The 14,831-nt window shown below is 39.1% G+C and carries 18 protein-coding genes and 1 other annotated feature; of the genes, 4 read left to right on the top strand and 14 right to left on the bottom strand.

Annotated features, from left to right (window positions below):
* The first annotated feature begins 3 nt into the window (after positions 1-3).
* The 4 genes from KQ486_RS06605 to sigK all read left to right on the top strand — a co-directional run bounded on the left by KQ486_RS06605 (position 4) and on the right by sigK (position 2,001).
* Positions 4-480: a Na+/H+ antiporter subunit E gene (locus tag KQ486_RS06605; protein WP_216687110.1), complete on the top strand. Its 477-nt coding sequence runs from the start codon at positions 4-6 to the stop codon at positions 478-480.
* On the top strand, positions 480-785 hold the full coding sequence (locus KQ486_RS06600) for a Na(+)/H(+) antiporter subunit F1 (RefSeq protein WP_144160430.1): 306 nt from the start codon (positions 480-482) through the stop codon (positions 783-785). Before KQ486_RS06605 ends, KQ486_RS06600 begins: the two co-directional genes overlap by 1 nt.
* The gene (gene mnhG / locus KQ486_RS06595) at positions 766-1,137 is read left to right on the top strand and encodes a monovalent cation/H(+) antiporter subunit G (RefSeq protein ID WP_216687109.1); all 372 of its coding nucleotides are present in this window, start codon (positions 766-768) and stop codon (positions 1,135-1,137) included. The genes KQ486_RS06600 and mnhG overlap by 20 nt, the downstream gene beginning before the upstream one ends.
* A 156-nt stretch (positions 1,138-1,293) precedes the next feature.
* Entirely contained in the window at positions 1,294-2,001 is a 708-nt protein-coding gene (gene sigK / locus KQ486_RS06590; protein WP_375713312.1) for an RNA polymerase sporulation sigma factor SigK, read from the top strand.
* A gap of 234 nt (positions 2,002-2,235) precedes the next feature.
* On the opposite strand, the gene mtnN is transcribed toward sigK, so the two are convergent.
* From mtnN to KQ486_RS06520, 14 genes are all read right to left on the bottom strand, one after another.
* A complete protein-coding gene (mtnN, locus tag KQ486_RS06585; RefSeq protein WP_144160439.1) occupies positions 2,236-2,922 on the bottom strand; it encodes a 5'-methylthioadenosine/S-adenosylhomocysteine nucleosidase in 687 nt (228 codons plus the stop codon).
* A 20-nt stretch (positions 2,923-2,942) separates the two neighbouring features.
* Positions 2,943-3,677, bottom strand: a complete 735-nt coding sequence (locus tag KQ486_RS06580; RefSeq protein WP_144160442.1) for a YrrS family protein — start codon at positions 3,675-3,677, stop codon at positions 2,943-2,945.
* Positions 3,678-3,771: 94 nt separating this feature from the next.
* Positions 3,772-4,248 (bottom strand): transcription elongation factor GreA, encoded by a 477-nt coding sequence (greA, locus tag KQ486_RS06575; RefSeq protein ID WP_144160445.1) that lies wholly within the window; start codon positions 4,246-4,248, stop codon positions 3,772-3,774.
* 48 nt (positions 4,249-4,296) lie between these two features.
* The gene (gene udk, locus KQ486_RS06570) at positions 4,297-4,929 is read right to left on the bottom strand and encodes a uridine kinase (RefSeq protein ID WP_144160448.1); all 633 of its coding nucleotides are present in this window, start codon (positions 4,927-4,929) and stop codon (positions 4,297-4,299) included.
* The gene (locus tag KQ486_RS06565) at positions 4,922-5,587 is read right to left on the bottom strand and encodes an O-methyltransferase (RefSeq protein ID WP_186278523.1); all 666 of its coding nucleotides are present in this window, start codon (positions 5,585-5,587) and stop codon (positions 4,922-4,924) included. Before KQ486_RS06565 ends, udk begins: the two co-directional genes overlap by 8 nt.
* A gap of 97 nt (positions 5,588-5,684) precedes the next feature.
* Positions 5,685-6,818, bottom strand: a complete 1,134-nt coding sequence (gene mltG, locus KQ486_RS06560; RefSeq protein ID WP_144160454.1) for an endolytic transglycosylase MltG — start codon at positions 6,816-6,818, stop codon at positions 5,685-5,687.
* 219 nt (positions 6,819-7,037) lie between these two features.
* Positions 7,038-7,325, bottom strand: a complete 288-nt coding sequence (locus KQ486_RS06555; RefSeq protein ID WP_144160457.1) for a DUF1292 domain-containing protein — start codon at positions 7,323-7,325, stop codon at positions 7,038-7,040.
* A gap of 9 nt (positions 7,326-7,334) precedes the next feature.
* A complete protein-coding gene (ruvX, locus tag KQ486_RS06550) occupies positions 7,335-7,754 on the bottom strand; it encodes a Holliday junction resolvase RuvX (protein ID WP_144160460.1) in 420 nt (139 codons plus the stop codon).
* Entirely contained in the window at positions 7,751-8,023 is a 273-nt protein-coding gene (locus tag KQ486_RS06545) for an IreB family regulatory phosphoprotein (protein ID WP_216687107.1), read from the bottom strand. Before KQ486_RS06545 ends, ruvX begins: the two co-directional genes overlap by 4 nt.
* A gap of 49 nt (positions 8,024-8,072) precedes the next feature.
* Entirely contained in the window at positions 8,073-10,712 is a 2,640-nt protein-coding gene (gene alaS, locus KQ486_RS06540) for an alanine--tRNA ligase (RefSeq protein ID WP_216687106.1), read from the bottom strand.
* Positions 10,713-10,724: 12 nt separating this feature from the next.
* Positions 10,725-11,060 carry a hypothetical protein gene (locus KQ486_RS06535; RefSeq protein WP_144160469.1) on the bottom strand — a complete coding sequence of 112 codons (336 nt, stop codon included), beginning with the start codon at positions 11,058-11,060 and terminating at the stop codon, positions 10,725-10,727.
* A gap of 25 nt (positions 11,061-11,085) precedes the next feature.
* Positions 11,086-11,326, bottom strand: a binding site (T-box leader).
* Between the two features lie 58 nt (positions 11,327-11,384).
* Positions 11,385-11,552 (bottom strand): YrzR-like zinc ribbon domain, encoded by a 168-nt coding sequence (locus tag KQ486_RS06530; RefSeq protein WP_216687105.1) that lies wholly within the window; start codon positions 11,550-11,552, stop codon positions 11,385-11,387.
* Positions 11,553-11,675: 123 nt separating this feature from the next.
* Positions 11,676-14,108, bottom strand: coding sequence for an SF1B family DNA helicase RecD2 (gene recD2, locus KQ486_RS06525; protein WP_216687104.1), 2,433 nt, complete (start codon positions 14,106-14,108; stop codon positions 11,676-11,678).
* Positions 14,109-14,139: 31 nt separating this feature from the next.
* On the bottom strand, positions 14,140-14,802 hold the full coding sequence (locus tag KQ486_RS06520) for a tetratricopeptide repeat protein (RefSeq protein ID WP_216687103.1): 663 nt from the start codon (positions 14,800-14,802) through the stop codon (positions 14,140-14,142).
* Between the last annotated feature and the right edge of the window lie 29 nt (positions 14,803-14,831).

The raw sequence follows: 14,831 nt of genomic DNA, 5'->3' as shown, positions 1-14,831 counted from the left end.
TTTATGGCTATTCAAATAATATTCAATTTACTTATTGCAGTTTTATGGATGTTTATGACAGAGTCTTATACATTCGTCACTTTTCTGATTGGTTATATCATCGGCATTGCTTTATTGTTCTTACTTCGTCGCTTCATACCAGATGCATTCTACTTTAAGCGAGTCTTATTGATGATCAAGTTGATCTTGTTATTTTTAAAAGAATTAATTGGATCGACCTGGCAAATAGCCAAACTTGTATACAAGCCCAAGTTGAACGTAGAACCCGGGATCTTTGCACTACCGACTGAACTTCGTACGAATTGGGAAATTACGTTGCTTGCCAACTTAATTTCATTGACTCCTGGAACGTTGAGCGTTTCAATTTCTGATGATCATACGACAATCTATATCCACGCGATGGATATGCCGGATATCGAAAAAGAAATTGAAGGTATTAAGGAAACCTTTGAAAAAGCGATTATGGAGGTGACGAGATAATGTTAGAAGATTTCGGAGGCGAACTATTGGAATGGACAGTGATCGTTTGTCTGGTCGCAGTAGCTTTTTCGGTAGTTATCCTATTGATTCGCATTATCATTGGTCCGACAAATGCGGACCGTGCTGTCGCCTTAGATACGATGGGAATCAATTTAATGGCTTTCGCCGGTCTGACAGCGATCCATCTAGTGACGACAAAACTAAATGATGTTATTTTATTGATTGGAATTTTATTGTTTATCGGTACGATCGCAATTGCGAAATTTATTGAAAAGGGTGTTATCATTGATCGAAATAATCATTAGTTTATTTTTACTTGTTGGCACCTTTTTCATTTTTTCAGGGTCACTCGGCATACTGCGGTTTCCTGATGTCTATACACGACTTCACGCAGCAACGAAAGCTTCTACACTCGGTGTGGCCAGTGTCTTGCTAGCAGCGTTTTTATTTTTGTACGTAGACCACGAAATCATTAGTGGAAAACTTTTAATTGGGATATGGTTTATTATGCTAACCGCCCCGATTAGTGGACACATGATCTCCAGAGCTGCACATAACGCAGGAGTTAAATTACATGAAAGTAGCATTCGTGATGAATTACGAGAAGCAAATGAACGAACGGATGCTGAACGACAATCTGAACAGCCAGATTCGTAAAATCTAATCTGAGACAAACTGTGCTCCAAGTAAAAGGAGCACAGTTTTTTTATAGTTTTTAAGGTGGATAGGCACTAATTGAAATTTTCGCCATATAATTGGGGTGTAGGCAAATATCTAATCAACAGGAGTGATGTTTTGCTTAGTTTCTTAAAACTGCTTTCATTATTCGTGCAGCACCCATACTTTTTTGCCCTTTATATTAAGGGACAAATTTTTCCTCAACCGCTTTCAAAAGAAGATGAAAAGAAGTATTTGGACCTTTGGCAAAATGGTGATTTGGATGCCCGAAATAAACTAATTGAACATAACTTACGACTTGTAGCACATATTGCAAAAAAATATGAAAATAATAAAGAGGATCAAGAAGACCTTATTTCCATTGGTACAATCGGTCTCATCAAAGGAGTAGAGAGTTTCTCACCAGAAAAAGGCACGAAACTAGCAACTTATGTGGCGAGATGTATCGACAATGAAATACTCATGTTCTTACGATCTACGAAAAAGAGCAATAAGGATATGTCTCTACAAGACCCGATTGGCAACGATAAAGAAGGAAATGAAATTAGCTTAATTGACATATTACAATCAGACCAACCCGACCTTGCTGATAAAGTTCAAACAACGATGGAAATTGAAAAAATCTTTCAATATATTCATTTATTAAATCCACGCGAAAAAGAGGTTATTGTCAAAAGATATGGATTGAATAACCAGAAGGAGTTCACACAGCGAGAGATTTCTCAAGAACTCGGCATTTCACGTAGCTATGTCTCTCGAATCGAAAAACGAGCTTTAATGAAAATGTTTCATGCATTTTATCGTGAAAAAGAAAAGGCAAAAAAGCAAAAAAACCCTAAATGATATTGACCACTAAGCAAGATCAAAAGTACATTTTCACTGCTTAAAACACGGCTTACAAAACTGTTTGATACCCAATTTCCGAAGGTGAGTGACCTGATTACCGACCGAATTCATCGTCCAACAGACTGTTCAGGTAGTGGTCGTATTTCATCCACTCACCGATATCTTCCTGGAACATAACGAAACCCTAGACGGAGATCGATTTATGAATCGATTCCCATCTAGGGTTTTAGCTTACAGCATATTTAATATGAACGTTGCGCTGTTTTCCGCTGCTTTCTCGAGAAATTTTTCAAAACTGACTTCAGACGTTTTTCCGGCAATGTCAGACAATGATCGGATGATTAAAAATGGTGTTCCATATTGGTAGCAAACTTGTGCAATTGCAGCTGCTTCCATTTCCAATGCTTTCACTTCAGGAAACCGTTCGATAACTTGGCTGACTCTTTCAGCATCAGACATGAATGAGTCAGCTGTACCAATGATTCCTACTACCTTCTGAAAATCGCCTGTAAGCCGCTCAATCGATTCTTTTGCTCGTTGGACCAACTGGTCATCTGAAGTAAATACTTCTGGCATTTGTGGAATTTGCCCGAATTTATAACCAAATGCAGTCGCATCTGCATCGTGGTGAAGAATATTCTCACCAATAACGATGTCGCCAACCTCCAAGGTTGGATCCGTTCCACCGGCGCTACCTGTATTTATGACATAGTCAGGCTTAAACCGTTCATGTAAGATGGTGGTCGATAAAGCTGCATTGACTTTACCGATGCCAGACTGTAATAGAATAATTTCATGATCGCCATAGCTACCTATATTATATTCGCAATTTGCTATAGTCGTTGATGAATGAATTGTTATCCGTTCTTTGATTGCTTCCACTTCTTCTTCCATTGCGCCAATAATTGCGTATTTCATTTTCTATCTCCTTCGTCGAACTATTCAAACCGATGTTTTTGATCATTTTCTTCTAAAACTTTTACGAGTTGTGGTTGCCATCCTTCATTTTCAACCCACTCTAAGTGGACACGGTATATCTCACCATCTGTTTGATTTTCTATCGTCGCTTCTACATAATTCGGATTCCCGTCACTTCCAAACCACCAATAGGTAATATCTTCGGAATTACCGTTGATCGCTGAAGCTGAAGCTTCTTCCAGTTCTTGACGATCTTGGCTTCCTTTGTCTAAATCAATCGAATGTGGTTCTTCTTGTTCGGTTGGATATGTTGGCCAATCACCTTTAATGACTTGTATAACATTCTCTTCATCGGATTGCTCAACTTCAATCTCTTCTCCAAAGTTACTGTATTCGCCTGTATTTTCATCTGTTGACTCGTTCGTTTCCTCATCTGATTTTTCTTGTTCGTCTGTAGACTGGTCTTCGTCGGATGGTGTATCCTCATTACTTTCATCTGTTGACTCATTATTTTCTTCTTCTTGGCCTGATGCTTCGTTTTGATTCGACTCTCCATCAGATGAATCTTCTAACTCCACACCTTCTTCTGTTTCTTCATCCCCAGCCTCTTCATCACCAGAAAAGAAATATAGCATGATCAGCAACAGGATTAAAATCCCTGCTAAGATCAACATGTAATTCATCATTTTTGTTGTTCGTCTTCTTTTCTCAAATCGTTCAGCTCTTGTGTGTTCATTTTGATACTCGTCTGCCATAACACGGACCTCCACGAAATGGATTTGGTATACAGTTCAATAATATGTAAATGTCCTACACAGCGTTGCGTAGGACAATACATGGATGATTTGGTTATTTTACTTCTGTAATTCGAACTTCTAATTCGCCACCTGGTGTAGCGACGGTCACTTCTTCTCCGACTTTTTTACCGAGTAGGCTTTGAGCCATTGGAGAATCATTTGAGATTCTACCCTCAAATGGATCAGCTTCTGCACTTCCGACGATTTGATATTCTTCTTCGTCACCATCCGGTAACTCTACGAATTTAACTGTCTTACCTAGTTGGACAATGTCTGAGACGTTTTCATCGTTTTCGATGATCACTGCATAACGAAGCATCGTCTCAATTTGAGAAATACGAGATTCAACAAATGCTTGTTCATCTTTTGCCGAATCGTATTCTGAGTTCTCGGACAAGTCACCAAAATCTCTAGCTATTTTAATACGCTCGACCACTTCTGGACGACGAACGGTAATTAACTCGTTTAATTCATCTTCTAGTTTCTTTTTCCCTTCCTCTGTCATAAAAAACTGTTTTTCTTCTGCCATTTCTAACACCTCTCGTTAATTTCTAATCTGTTTGTTTCTAATCCATTGTTATGAATGTTTGTCTTCAATAATACTTTTAATTTTTGTCGTCAGTAAATCAATCGCAACGTAATTATGGCCACCTTCAGGAATAATGATGTCTGCATATCTCTTCGCTGGTTCGACAAATTGGAGATGCATCGGTCTCACGACATTAACGTATTGGTCGATGACTGATTCGATCGATCTTCCACGTTCATTGATGTCCCGCATCATTCGGCGGATAATTCGCAGGTCGGAATCCGTATCAACGAATACTTTAATATCCATCATCTCACGTAATCTTTCGTCTTCAAGGACTAAAATTCCTTCTAAAATGATAACATCTTTTGGTTCGACGCTAATTGTTTCGTCAGATCTCGTGTGCATTTCATAATTATAAACTGGTTTTTCAATCGATTGTCGATTTAAGAGCTTGTTTAAATCTTCCCTTAACAAGTCATTATCGAATGCTAATGGATGATCATAATTTGTTTTTAATCTTTCTTCAAATGGTAAGTGTGATTGATCCTTATAATAATAGTCTTGTTCAATCACTAACATGGATGTATCTTTAAATTGATCGTATATTGCTCTCGTTACAGTGGTTTTGCCCGAGCCGCTTCCTCCGGCAACGCCAATGATAATTGGTTTCTTACTCACGGGAATCCGAAGCTCCTTTCTTGTTTGTCTGTTTGATTGCCAGTGCGATTCCGTCTCCTACTTCTACGATCGTCGTCTCGTAACGTTCATCGTTCATTAACCACTGATTAAAGGAGCTAATTTTGGAACCAAGCTTGGATAACCGTCTGGATTCATTATTCTCTCCAGAAACATATCCCTTAAATAATACATTGTCAACTACCAATAAGCCATCTTTTTTTAAGAAAGGATCTGCGTAGTTTACAAATTCTTTATTTTTTCCTTTGGCTGCATCGATGAAAACTAAATCAAATAGTTCATCTTCTGTACGTCTTTTTAGGAAATCAAGGGCGTCTTGATGATACGCTTTTATTTGATTTTCGTAGTTCAACGTTTGAATATTTTCGATGGCTTGTTGATACCTAGATTCATCGACTTCCAGGGTTGTTACATGAATACTCGGATCTACCTTCGCCATTTGTATGGCAGAATAGCCAATTGCTGTTCCGATCTCAAGTATTTTTTTGGGTCGATGAATTCGAATCAATTGCTTGATGAATCGGATGCCATCAATTTCCATAATTGGCACCTGATGTTCTTCTGCATATTCTTCAATCTTTTGAAGGTCTGAATCCCATTCTTCATATAAAGACTGGATATATTTTTGTGAAGCACGCATGACTTTCCTCCAACGGTGCATTATTCTTCAATTTTGCTATTTTATCATAAAAAAAGGTGGGAACGCGAATAGCAGGCGCTCCCGATCAATTGATCCATTAATCTTTCGGCGGACGATATTCTTGGATATTTTGCTCATGTTCCGCATAAGTCTCTGCGTAATAAACTTCACCTTCATAAGACGCAACGAAATAGAGATATTCATGGTCCTCTGGATTTAATGCCGCTTCCATCGAATTCTTATGGAAATTGGCAATCGGTCCAATCGGTAACCCTTGAATATGATAGGTGTTATATGGAGATTCAATCTCCAAATCGGAATACAATACGCGTTCTTTATGTTCACCGTGAGCATATAACGCAGTTGGATCAGTTTGTAACTTCATGCCCTCTTCTAATCGGTTATAGAATACGCCAGAAATCATTTTACGATCATCCTTACCGACAGCTTCACGCTCGAGCAGGGATGCCATCGTAATCGCTTCGTGCACATTGAAGTCCGATGCTTCTATTTGTGTCATAAAAGGTTGTAATTGATTGGATGTTTCGGTCAACATCTTGTTAACAATATCTTCAACCGTTAAATTTTCTTGATAGACCGGATACGTAATGGCGAACAAATAACCTTCTAACGGGTATCTGATTTCTTCTTGTAAAATATCTTCTCCAAGAATTGTCGGATATTGACCGATGAGTGATTGGATATAATCTCGATCTTGCATTTTATCTAAAAACTCATCTTCATCGATCGGCGTCTCTTTACCCAACCGGGCAGCAATTTGTTCCACTGTGAACCCTTCTGGAATCGTTATCGTATACAATGGATCGACGAGAATCTTTCCTGTTTTTAACGTTTCGGTAATTTCATCAAGCTTCATATTTTGAGCCAATAAATATTCTCCAGCTTGGAAGCCCGATTCGTTTTTAAACTTCACATACAACCGAAAGATCAAACTATTATTGATGATGTTATTTTCTTCAAGGATGCTGGCAATCCCTTCCGTGCTTGTCCCTAACGGAATTTCCACTTCGATAATCTCATTATTATCTGGATCGACTGGACTCAGCCCTTCGTCTATGTAGTTATAAATAGACAGCCCACCAATGATTAACACGATCACCACGATCAAAAGGATGGTAACAATCCATTTCCGTGCAACCTTTGCTTCACCTATTCGCTTTTTCTTTACATCTTTATAGGTTAATTTTGAATCATCATTGGAAGTTGACATTTCTCTTCCCCCTATCTACCCGCTTCATTATAAAGTATTCATGGAATAATTTCTATAATTTCAATAGAGATTCCATAAAATTTGTCTAAATATTATTTTTTATGACGAATGTAAACACGTTTTTAGAGGGTGAGATTCATTAAAAATCATGTAAGTGGATTTAGAAAAAAGCCGCGTCCATCATGGACGCGGCTTTTTTGCTAAAACAATGTTACTAATTTACTCTGTATCTTCTTCTTCTGAGAAAGTCGCGAGCATTTCCTCAACCATTTCCCACTCTTCATCTGTTTCGATTTCAAATAGTGCCATGTCATCTTCATTTTCACCGTTTTCTTCGTAACGAAACGCATAAACTTCCACTTCGTCTTCATCCACTTGGTCAGATGGAACAACGACGATATACGATTTTTCTGTTTCATCTACATCAAACGAGAACAACACATCAAATAGATGTTCTTCACCATTTTCGTCTGGAATAATAATTCGTTCTTTCTCTTCCATTTTCAACACTCCTTTTTAATTGGATTGATCCAGATAACCTTGTAGGATCAACACGGCTGCCATTTTATCAATGACTTTTTTTCTCTTTTTGCGACTCATATCCGCTTCAAGAAGAACACGTTCAGCAGCCATCGACGTCAACCGTTCGTCCCATAAGATCGTTTCGATACCAAGTTCATCTTCAAGAAACGTGGCAAAACGCTTCGATGCCTCTCCACGATCGCCGATCGTTCCATTCATATGCTTGGGAAGACCGACGACGGCTTTATTGATTTCGTGTTCTTTGATGATTGATTCCAATTTCGAAAACACTTGGTCAAAACCCGCTTTTTCATCCCAAGAAATTGTTTCAATCCCTTGAGCCGTAAAATGTAGGGCATCAGAAACAGCTACGCCGATGGTTTTCTCCCCCACATCTAATCCTAATATCCTCATCGATGATCCTCTTTATTCGTTTTTAAGTAATGCTTGACCACTTCCTCAATCAACTCATCTCGTTCAACTTTGCGGATCATATTCCGTGCATCTCGATGACGGGGGATGTAAGCAGGGTCCCCTGATAATAGATAGCCAACAATTTGATTGATTGGATTATAGCCTTTTTCCTCAAGTGATTCATACACCGAATGTAAAATTTCATTTACGACTTGTTCTTGAGAGTCATCAGAAAACTGGAACTTCATCGTATGATCTTGATTATCCATAATTGATCCCCCTCACTTCTACTTACCCTCATTATAAACGTAAATGTATTCAAGAAGAAACATTTTTAATATAGTCTTTTGCTGATTCCAGTGCTTCATTGATTTTTTCAGGATTTTTTCCGCCTGCTTGAGCCATGTCTGGACGGCCTCCACCGCCGCCACCGCAAATACTTGCTGCTTGTTTAACCATATTTCCTGCATGGTAACCTTTTTTAACTAAATCTTCCGAGACACTGCCGGCAAGTTGTACTTTTTCACCGTTTTCGATTGCCAACAGGATGATTCCTGAAGTCAATTGCTGTTTAAACTCATCTACCATTTGTCTGAGTGCATTCATGTCTTTCACATTAACTTTTGCAGCCAAGAGTGGAACACCTTCAATATTTTCCGTTTGTTCGATTAAGTCAGCTGCTTCAGCATTTGCTAGACGGGCAGATAATGATTCGTTTTCTTTTTGTATTGACTTCATTTCTGTAAACAATGATTCGATTCGTTGTGGAACTTGATCTTCCTTCGTTTTCAACAAGGTTGCTGCCTGTTGTAATTGGGATTCTTTCTCTTCAAAAAATTCATAAGCACCTTTGCTCGTCTTTGCTTCAATACGTCTCGTACCAGCACCTATTCCCGACTCTGAAATAATCTTAAATAAGCCAATCTCAGCTGTGTTTTGCACATGGCAACCACCACATAGCTCGAGACTATATTCACCAATCGAAACGACACGAACTTCTTTTCCGTATTTTTCACCAAAAAGCGCCATTGCACCCATTTCTTTAGCCTCTTGAATGTCATGATAACTGACGCCTACGTTGATGGAATCCCAAATTTTTTCATTCACGTTTTTCTCGATTTCACTCAATTCCTCTTCCGTAACAGCATTGAAATGAGAGAAGTCGAATCGTAGACGACCGGGCGCAACAAGTGACCCTGATTGATTGACGTGATCGCCTAGTACATCTTTTAGCGCTTGATGCAATAGGTGCGTAGCTGTATGATTTTTGATCACTTTCTTCCGTTTCTGCTGGTCGACTGTCGCTTTTACAGATTCCTGATTACTCAATCTACCTTCCTCTACTTTAATGCGATGTAGATGTTGTCCATTTGGCGCTTTTTGAACGTCCAATACAGAAGCTTTTCCGTTTTCTGATTGGATGATTCCTTCATCCGCAACCTGACCGCCACTCTCTGCATAAAAAGGTGTCTCCTTCAAAAATAAATAGGCTTCATCACCTTGGTTTACTTCTTGAACTTCTTGTCTGTCCTTAATTAATGCTGCGACGGTAGATTGAATAGTTAATTGTTCATAGCCTGTAAATTGACTTTCTACATGGATTTCTCTTAGTACTTGGTCTTGAACCTGCATGGAGTCAACGTTTTGTCGAGCTGCCCGCGCACGTTGACGCTGTGCTGCCATTTCTTTTTCAAATCCTGCTTCGTCTATTTGAAAGCCTTCATCTTGGATATATTCTTCAGTCAGTTCTTTCGGAAATCCATACGTGTCATAAAGAACAAACACTTCATTACCAGGGAAGATATAACTTCCTTTTTCTTTTTCTTGTTTCATTATTTTTTCTAAAATCGCAAGTCCCTCTTGAAGCGTTTCATGAAAACGTTCTTCTTCCTTCCGGATGACATTCTGGATGAAGTCACTTTTCTCACTGACTTCTGGATAGAAGTCCTTCATAATATCTGCAACGACTTCGACCAACTGATAAATGAACGGTTGGTTCATACCCAGTTCTTTCGAAAAACGTACCGCTCTTCTTAATAGTCTTCTTAAAACGTAACCTCTTCCTTCATTTGAAGGCAACGCTCCATCTCCAATCGCAAATGCTACGGTTCTTACATGATCGGCGACGACTTTAAATGCTGTATCGACTTCTTTTGCTTTACCATATGTTTTCCCACTGATTTCTTCAATTTTTTCAAGGATCGGTTTAAATAGATCCGTTTCAAAATTCGTAGGTGTATCTTGTATGACAGAAACAATCCGTTCCAAGCCCATACCTGTATCAATGTTTTTGTTCGGTAATGGTGTATACGTATGGTCTGGATTATGGTTAAACTGAGAAAAGACTAAATTCCAAATTTCCAAATATCGTTCATTTTCACCGCCTGGATATAACTCTGGATTTTTTGGATCGTTTCCATATTTTTCGCCACGATCATAAAAGATTTCTGAGTTTGGACCACTTGGACCTTCACCGATATCCCAAAAGTTTTCTTCAATACGAATAATTCTCTCTACAGGCAGGCCAATTCTTTCTGCCCAGATCTTATATGCTTCCTCATCCTCTGGGTGAACTGTTACCGATAATTTTTCCGGATCAAATCCAACCCAATCCTTGCTCGTCAAAAATTCCCATGCCCACTCAATCGCTTCTTCTTTAAAATACTCACCAATGGAAAAGTTGCCGAGCATTTCAAAAAATGTGTGGTGACGAGCAGTAAATCCAACGTTTTCAATATCATTTGTTCGGATAGCCTTTTGAGCATTGACGATTCTTGGATTATCCGGAATGACTCGTCCATCAAAATACTTTTTTAACGTTGCAACCCCACTATTAATCCATAATAAAGTCGGGTCTTCATGGGGAACCAATGATTGACTAGGTTCCACCGAGTGTTTTTTCTCTTGAAAAAAGTCCAAAAACATTTGTCGTACTTCACTTGATGTCAGTATTTTCATCGTTTTTCCTCCTTAAAAATTCTCATTTAAAATATAAAGCATTGTTAACGTCTGTGGTTGCTCTTTGGCAGCTTTGCTCGATTTTTCGACGGCTTCGCTCGGCTTTTCGACGGCTTCGCTCGACTTTTCGACGGCTTCACTCGATTTTTCAGCGGCTCCGCTCGTTTTTTCGACGGCTCCGCTCGTTTTTTCGACGGCTTCGCTCGATTTATCGGTGGCTTCGTTCGACTTTTCGGCGGCTTCGCTCGACTTTTCAGCGGCTTCACTCGACTTTTCAGCGGCTTCACTCGACTTTTCAGCGGCTTCATTCGATATTAAGAATTTAATACGTACGTTTAACTGAGCCAAATACAAAAAAGCCCCTACAGTATGATGTAGGGACGGTTATCCGCGGTGCCACCCTGATTATAGACTTTGCCTTGGTCAATTCTTCCCATTCAGAATGATAACCAAATAAAGCCTATCAGCTCAAACACCGTAACGGAGTGGACCGGCGGGGATTAGCCGCTCTCTGGAATAGCGTTCAATGACATTCACTTAGCGTCTTTTACAGCCAGGAAGACGCCTCTCTTGAAGTGATTCTGTCATTTACTCGTTTCCTTCATCGATTTCGTGAATTTTTGCTTCTGTCGTTATTATATTGAATCTCTATAAGGCTGTCAATTTCTACTATCATTCATCAGAAAATAAATCTTCTAAAAAATACTCAGGTTGGTGCAATTGGCTGACCATTTCTCTTGATTGTTGGTTCTGATTGACTTCTACGAGGCAATTCCAGCAATAAAATCGTCCTTCATTGATCAGTCCTATGTTGGGTGTGTGACAATTTGGGCATTTCATGGAAAATAACTCCTTTGTATTTTCCTCTCATTTTTTGTTATGAGCGCCCAATTTATGCATTTTAAATTCAATCGTTTGCCGCTTCAATACTCAACTTCATTATGACACAACGTTTGTATCATATTATTCCATAAAATCATAGGGTGATAAATCATCATCATGTTTTTCGGCATCTTCTAACGGAAGGCCTTCAAAATCATCTTCTGTATTGTTCTCCGTTTTCACATCATTTGCTTCGGTCGTTTTAGTAGGTTGTGCTTTTTCTTGCGTCCTACCCAGTTCTTTTGATGAGTGATTGACTTCCGTCGCGTCATTACGATCGATTTCTTCTACACTCATTCCCCAAACATACTTAAGCCGTTCGACTAACGTCGTATTACGGTTAAAAAAGTTCTTCTGCTTCAACCCATCCATGAATTGATTATATTCACCACAAATAATGAGTGATGACTTTCCTCGGGTGATCGCTGTGTAAATTAAATTTTTGACGAGCATTCTTCTGAAAGAGCGAACAATTGGAATGATCACAATTGGAAATTCCGAGCCTTGTGATTTATGGATCGAAATGGCGTAAGCGAGCATCAACTGATTGAAATCTTGCCGTGTATATGAAACTTCTAATCCTTCAAAGTCCACAATCATTTCTTCTTTTTTCGTTTCCGTTTCCGTTGGTTTTTTAATGGCTCTGATTTCTCCGATATCTCCGTTAAACACTTTCTTTTCTGGTTGATTAACGAGTTGAATCACTTTGTCCCCGGATCGATAGACCGAATCGAAGTGCTTGATTTCTCGTTTTTGCTGAGAAGGCGGATTAAACAGCTGCTGCAACGTTTCATTTAATGCATGAATACCCGCTTTCGATCGGTACATAGGGGCCAATACTTGTATATCCCGTTGCGTATATCCTTTTGCCAATGCACGCTCGACTATTTTTTCAATGACGATTCCTGTGTTTTCAGTTGATGTCGGGAAAAAATTAAAGTCACTGGACTTCGATAAATCGAGTTCTTCTAAACGGTCATTTTTAATCGCATGTGCTAACTTAATAATCGATGAATCTTCTTTTTGTCGATAGATTTCTTCCAATCTGGCCACTTTAATGCAATCCGACTTCAATAAATCAGACAGTACTTCACCTGGTCCGACGGAGGGCAATTGATCTTCATCCCCTACAAGGATGACTTTCATCGAAGAAGGTATAGCTTTGACCAACCGATTGGCAAGCCAAACATCGACCATCGAAAATTCATCGATGATGATTAACTTTCCATCCAGTTGGTTACCAGCATCATACTCGAACTCACTCTCTCCGCTCCAACCGAGCAAACTGTGGATGGTTTTCGCCTTCATCCCTGTCGATTCACTCAATCGCTTGGCAGCTCGGCCTGTCGGTGCACATAGCAAGTAATCGGAATCTTTGATTGTTTTCTCTTTATCACACAGTTTTTGGTAGCTCTCCAAGATACCTTTTACAACGGTCGTCTTACCAGTGCCTGGACCGCCAGTCAATATCATGACTTTTTCATCCAAAGCCATCTTGATCGCTTCATATTGTTCTTCACCGTATGAAATACCTTCTCGCTCTTCTAAATCACCAATGAATTTCAACAGTTCGCTTTCTTCATAGGATGTATCCTCTTTTACCTCTTGGATTCGAGCTAATTGAGACGCAATTCCTTCTTCTGCAAAGTAAAGCTGAGGGAGATATATCCGATCATCTTCTTTCACAAGTAAAGATTCTTCGATTAGTGATTGAAAAAAGGTTTGAAATGAAAAACCAACTTGTGCTCCACGCGAAAATAATAATTCCGTTGCCTGACGAATCAAGTAATTTTCGTAGACGAAAACATGACCGTTGAGTGACTCTTCTTCCAACACATGCAAAATACCTGCTTGAATTCGTGTTGGATGATCATTGCGGATTCCAATCTGCTGGGCAATTTCATCTGCACGCTGAAAACCGAACCCTTCAATTTGGAATACAAGTTGGTAGGGATTTTCTGTTAATACGTCCAAGGTTTTTTCTTGATGTAACGCATAAATTTTTTGCGCAAGCTGCAGTCCTATTCCGTATTTGGATAATTCAACGGTGACACGATCGAAACCTTGATGAAGTCGTAAGTCTTGAATAAACTGCTGCTTTGTTTCTGTTTTCAACGACACAATGCCATCTAAAACTGTTTCATCCCTGAGCACTTTTTCGACGGTATCGATTCCCAACTTACCAACAATTTTTTGTGCTGTTTTCAATCCGATCCCATAAAATAAATCGCTTGAGAGATAGCGGATTAAGCTTTCCTCTGTTTTCGGCAACTCTTTCTCATACGTGAAGGCATGAAATTGATCACCAAATCGAGGATGACTTTCCATTTTGCCGTAAAATATATAATCGTTTCCATACGTAAGTTTCGGAAAATGACCTTTAACAACAAATTCATCTTCTTTTAAGTCTATATTCGTTTCATCCAGTTTGATCGATGCGATGGAAAATTGTTTTTCGGCATTATGAAAAATCATATGATTCAATTGGCCTTTGATATAAAGTTGATCAGTCATTCCATCTATCTCCTTCAACGATCCAGTTGAGTTACCCTTCACTCAAATATTCTTCGACTTTAATTTTACCATCTGCCGCAAGCATGTGGTCTGGCTGTGCATCGAGAGTTTTTTTGAAAAAAGTTAAAGCTTTCTTCGGCTGCTCCTTATGCAAATAACATACAGCCGTATTATAAAGTGCATCTGCATGTTGGTCATCCAATTCCGTGACATACAACAACTGATTCAGTGCATGGTCGATCTGCTCATTATAAGCTAAGCTTAAGCCATACTGGAACTGAATTTCTGTGTCTGACTTTTTCAACTCACTTGCTCGTTGAAAGAATGGAAGCGCCAGCTTTTCGTTTTGCTGATTTCTCAAAGAAACAGCGAGCATATAATAAGCATCTGCATCATCTAATCCAAATCGAACCGCGTTTTGAAATTCTTTTGCGGCTTGTTGGTAATTTTTCTGTTCGAAATGGAGCACACCTAGGCCGTAATAAGCGGTTCCTGATTTAGAATCAATTTCGATCGCACGATTAAAGAAATTTTGTGCTTTATCATATTCACCTACATGGTTTAATAGATTTCCGAAATTGATAAAGCCTACTGGATCTGTTGGATTTTCTTCGATGTATTGATTGAATGTATTAGCGGCTTCTTCTAGCTCATTCGCTTGCATATGTTCGATTCCTTTTTCAATTAAGTTCATCAGGTTGACTCCTTTCGGTTAATTCGTTG

Origin of the sequence: Allobacillus halotolerans (genome assembly GCF_018967645.1) — a bacterium.
Classification (GTDB): domain Bacteria; phylum Bacillota; class Bacilli; order Bacillales; family Alkalibacillaceae; genus Allobacillus; species Allobacillus halotolerans.
Note: the sequence above shows the minus strand (reverse complement) of the source record. Positions and strands in the feature narration are given on the sequence as shown.

Excerpts from the sequence above, each read along its gene's own strand:
- KQ486_RS06565 (WP_186278523.1), bottom strand. The coding sequence starts at position 5,587 with ATGCGTGCTTCACAAAAATATATCCAGTCTTTATATGAAGAATGGGAT.
- KQ486_RS06545 (WP_216687107.1), bottom strand. The coding sequence starts at position 8,023 with ATGGATAATCAAGATCATACGATGAAGTTCCAGTTTTCTGATGACTCT.
- mltG (WP_144160454.1), bottom strand. The coding sequence starts at position 6,818 with ATGTCAACTTCCAATGATGATTCAAAATTAACCTATAAAGATGTAAAG.
- KQ486_RS06605 (WP_216687110.1), top strand. The coding sequence starts at position 4 with ATGGCTATTCAAATAATATTCAATTTACTTATTGCAGTTTTATGGATG.
- KQ486_RS06580 (WP_144160442.1), bottom strand. The coding sequence starts at position 3,677 with ATGGCAGACGAGTATCAAAATGAACACACAAGAGCTGAACGATTTGAG.
- mtnN (WP_144160439.1), bottom strand. The coding sequence starts at position 2,922 with ATGAAATACGCAATTATTGGCGCAATGGAAGAAGAAGTGGAAGCAATC.
- KQ486_RS06530 (WP_216687105.1), bottom strand. The coding sequence starts at position 11,552 with ATGAAATGCCCAAATTGTCACACACCCAACATAGGACTGATCAATGAA.
- recD2 (WP_216687104.1), bottom strand. The coding sequence starts at position 14,108 with ATGACTGATCAACTTTATATCAAAGGCCAATTGAATCATATGATTTTT.
- KQ486_RS06600 (WP_144160430.1), top strand. The coding sequence starts at position 480 with ATGTTAGAAGATTTCGGAGGCGAACTATTGGAATGGACAGTGATCGTT.
- alaS (WP_216687106.1), bottom strand. The coding sequence starts at position 10,712 with ATGAAAATACTGACATCAAGTGAAGTACGACAAATGTTTTTGGACTTT.
- greA (WP_144160445.1), bottom strand. The coding sequence starts at position 4,248 with ATGGCAGAAGAAAAACAGTTTTTTATGACAGAGGAAGGGAAAAAGAAA.
- ruvX (WP_144160460.1), bottom strand. The coding sequence starts at position 7,754 with ATGAGGATATTAGGATTAGATGTGGGGGAGAAAACCATCGGCGTAGCT.
- KQ486_RS06520 (WP_216687103.1), bottom strand. The coding sequence starts at position 14,802 with ATGAACTTAATTGAAAAAGGAATCGAACATATGCAAGCGAATGAGCTA.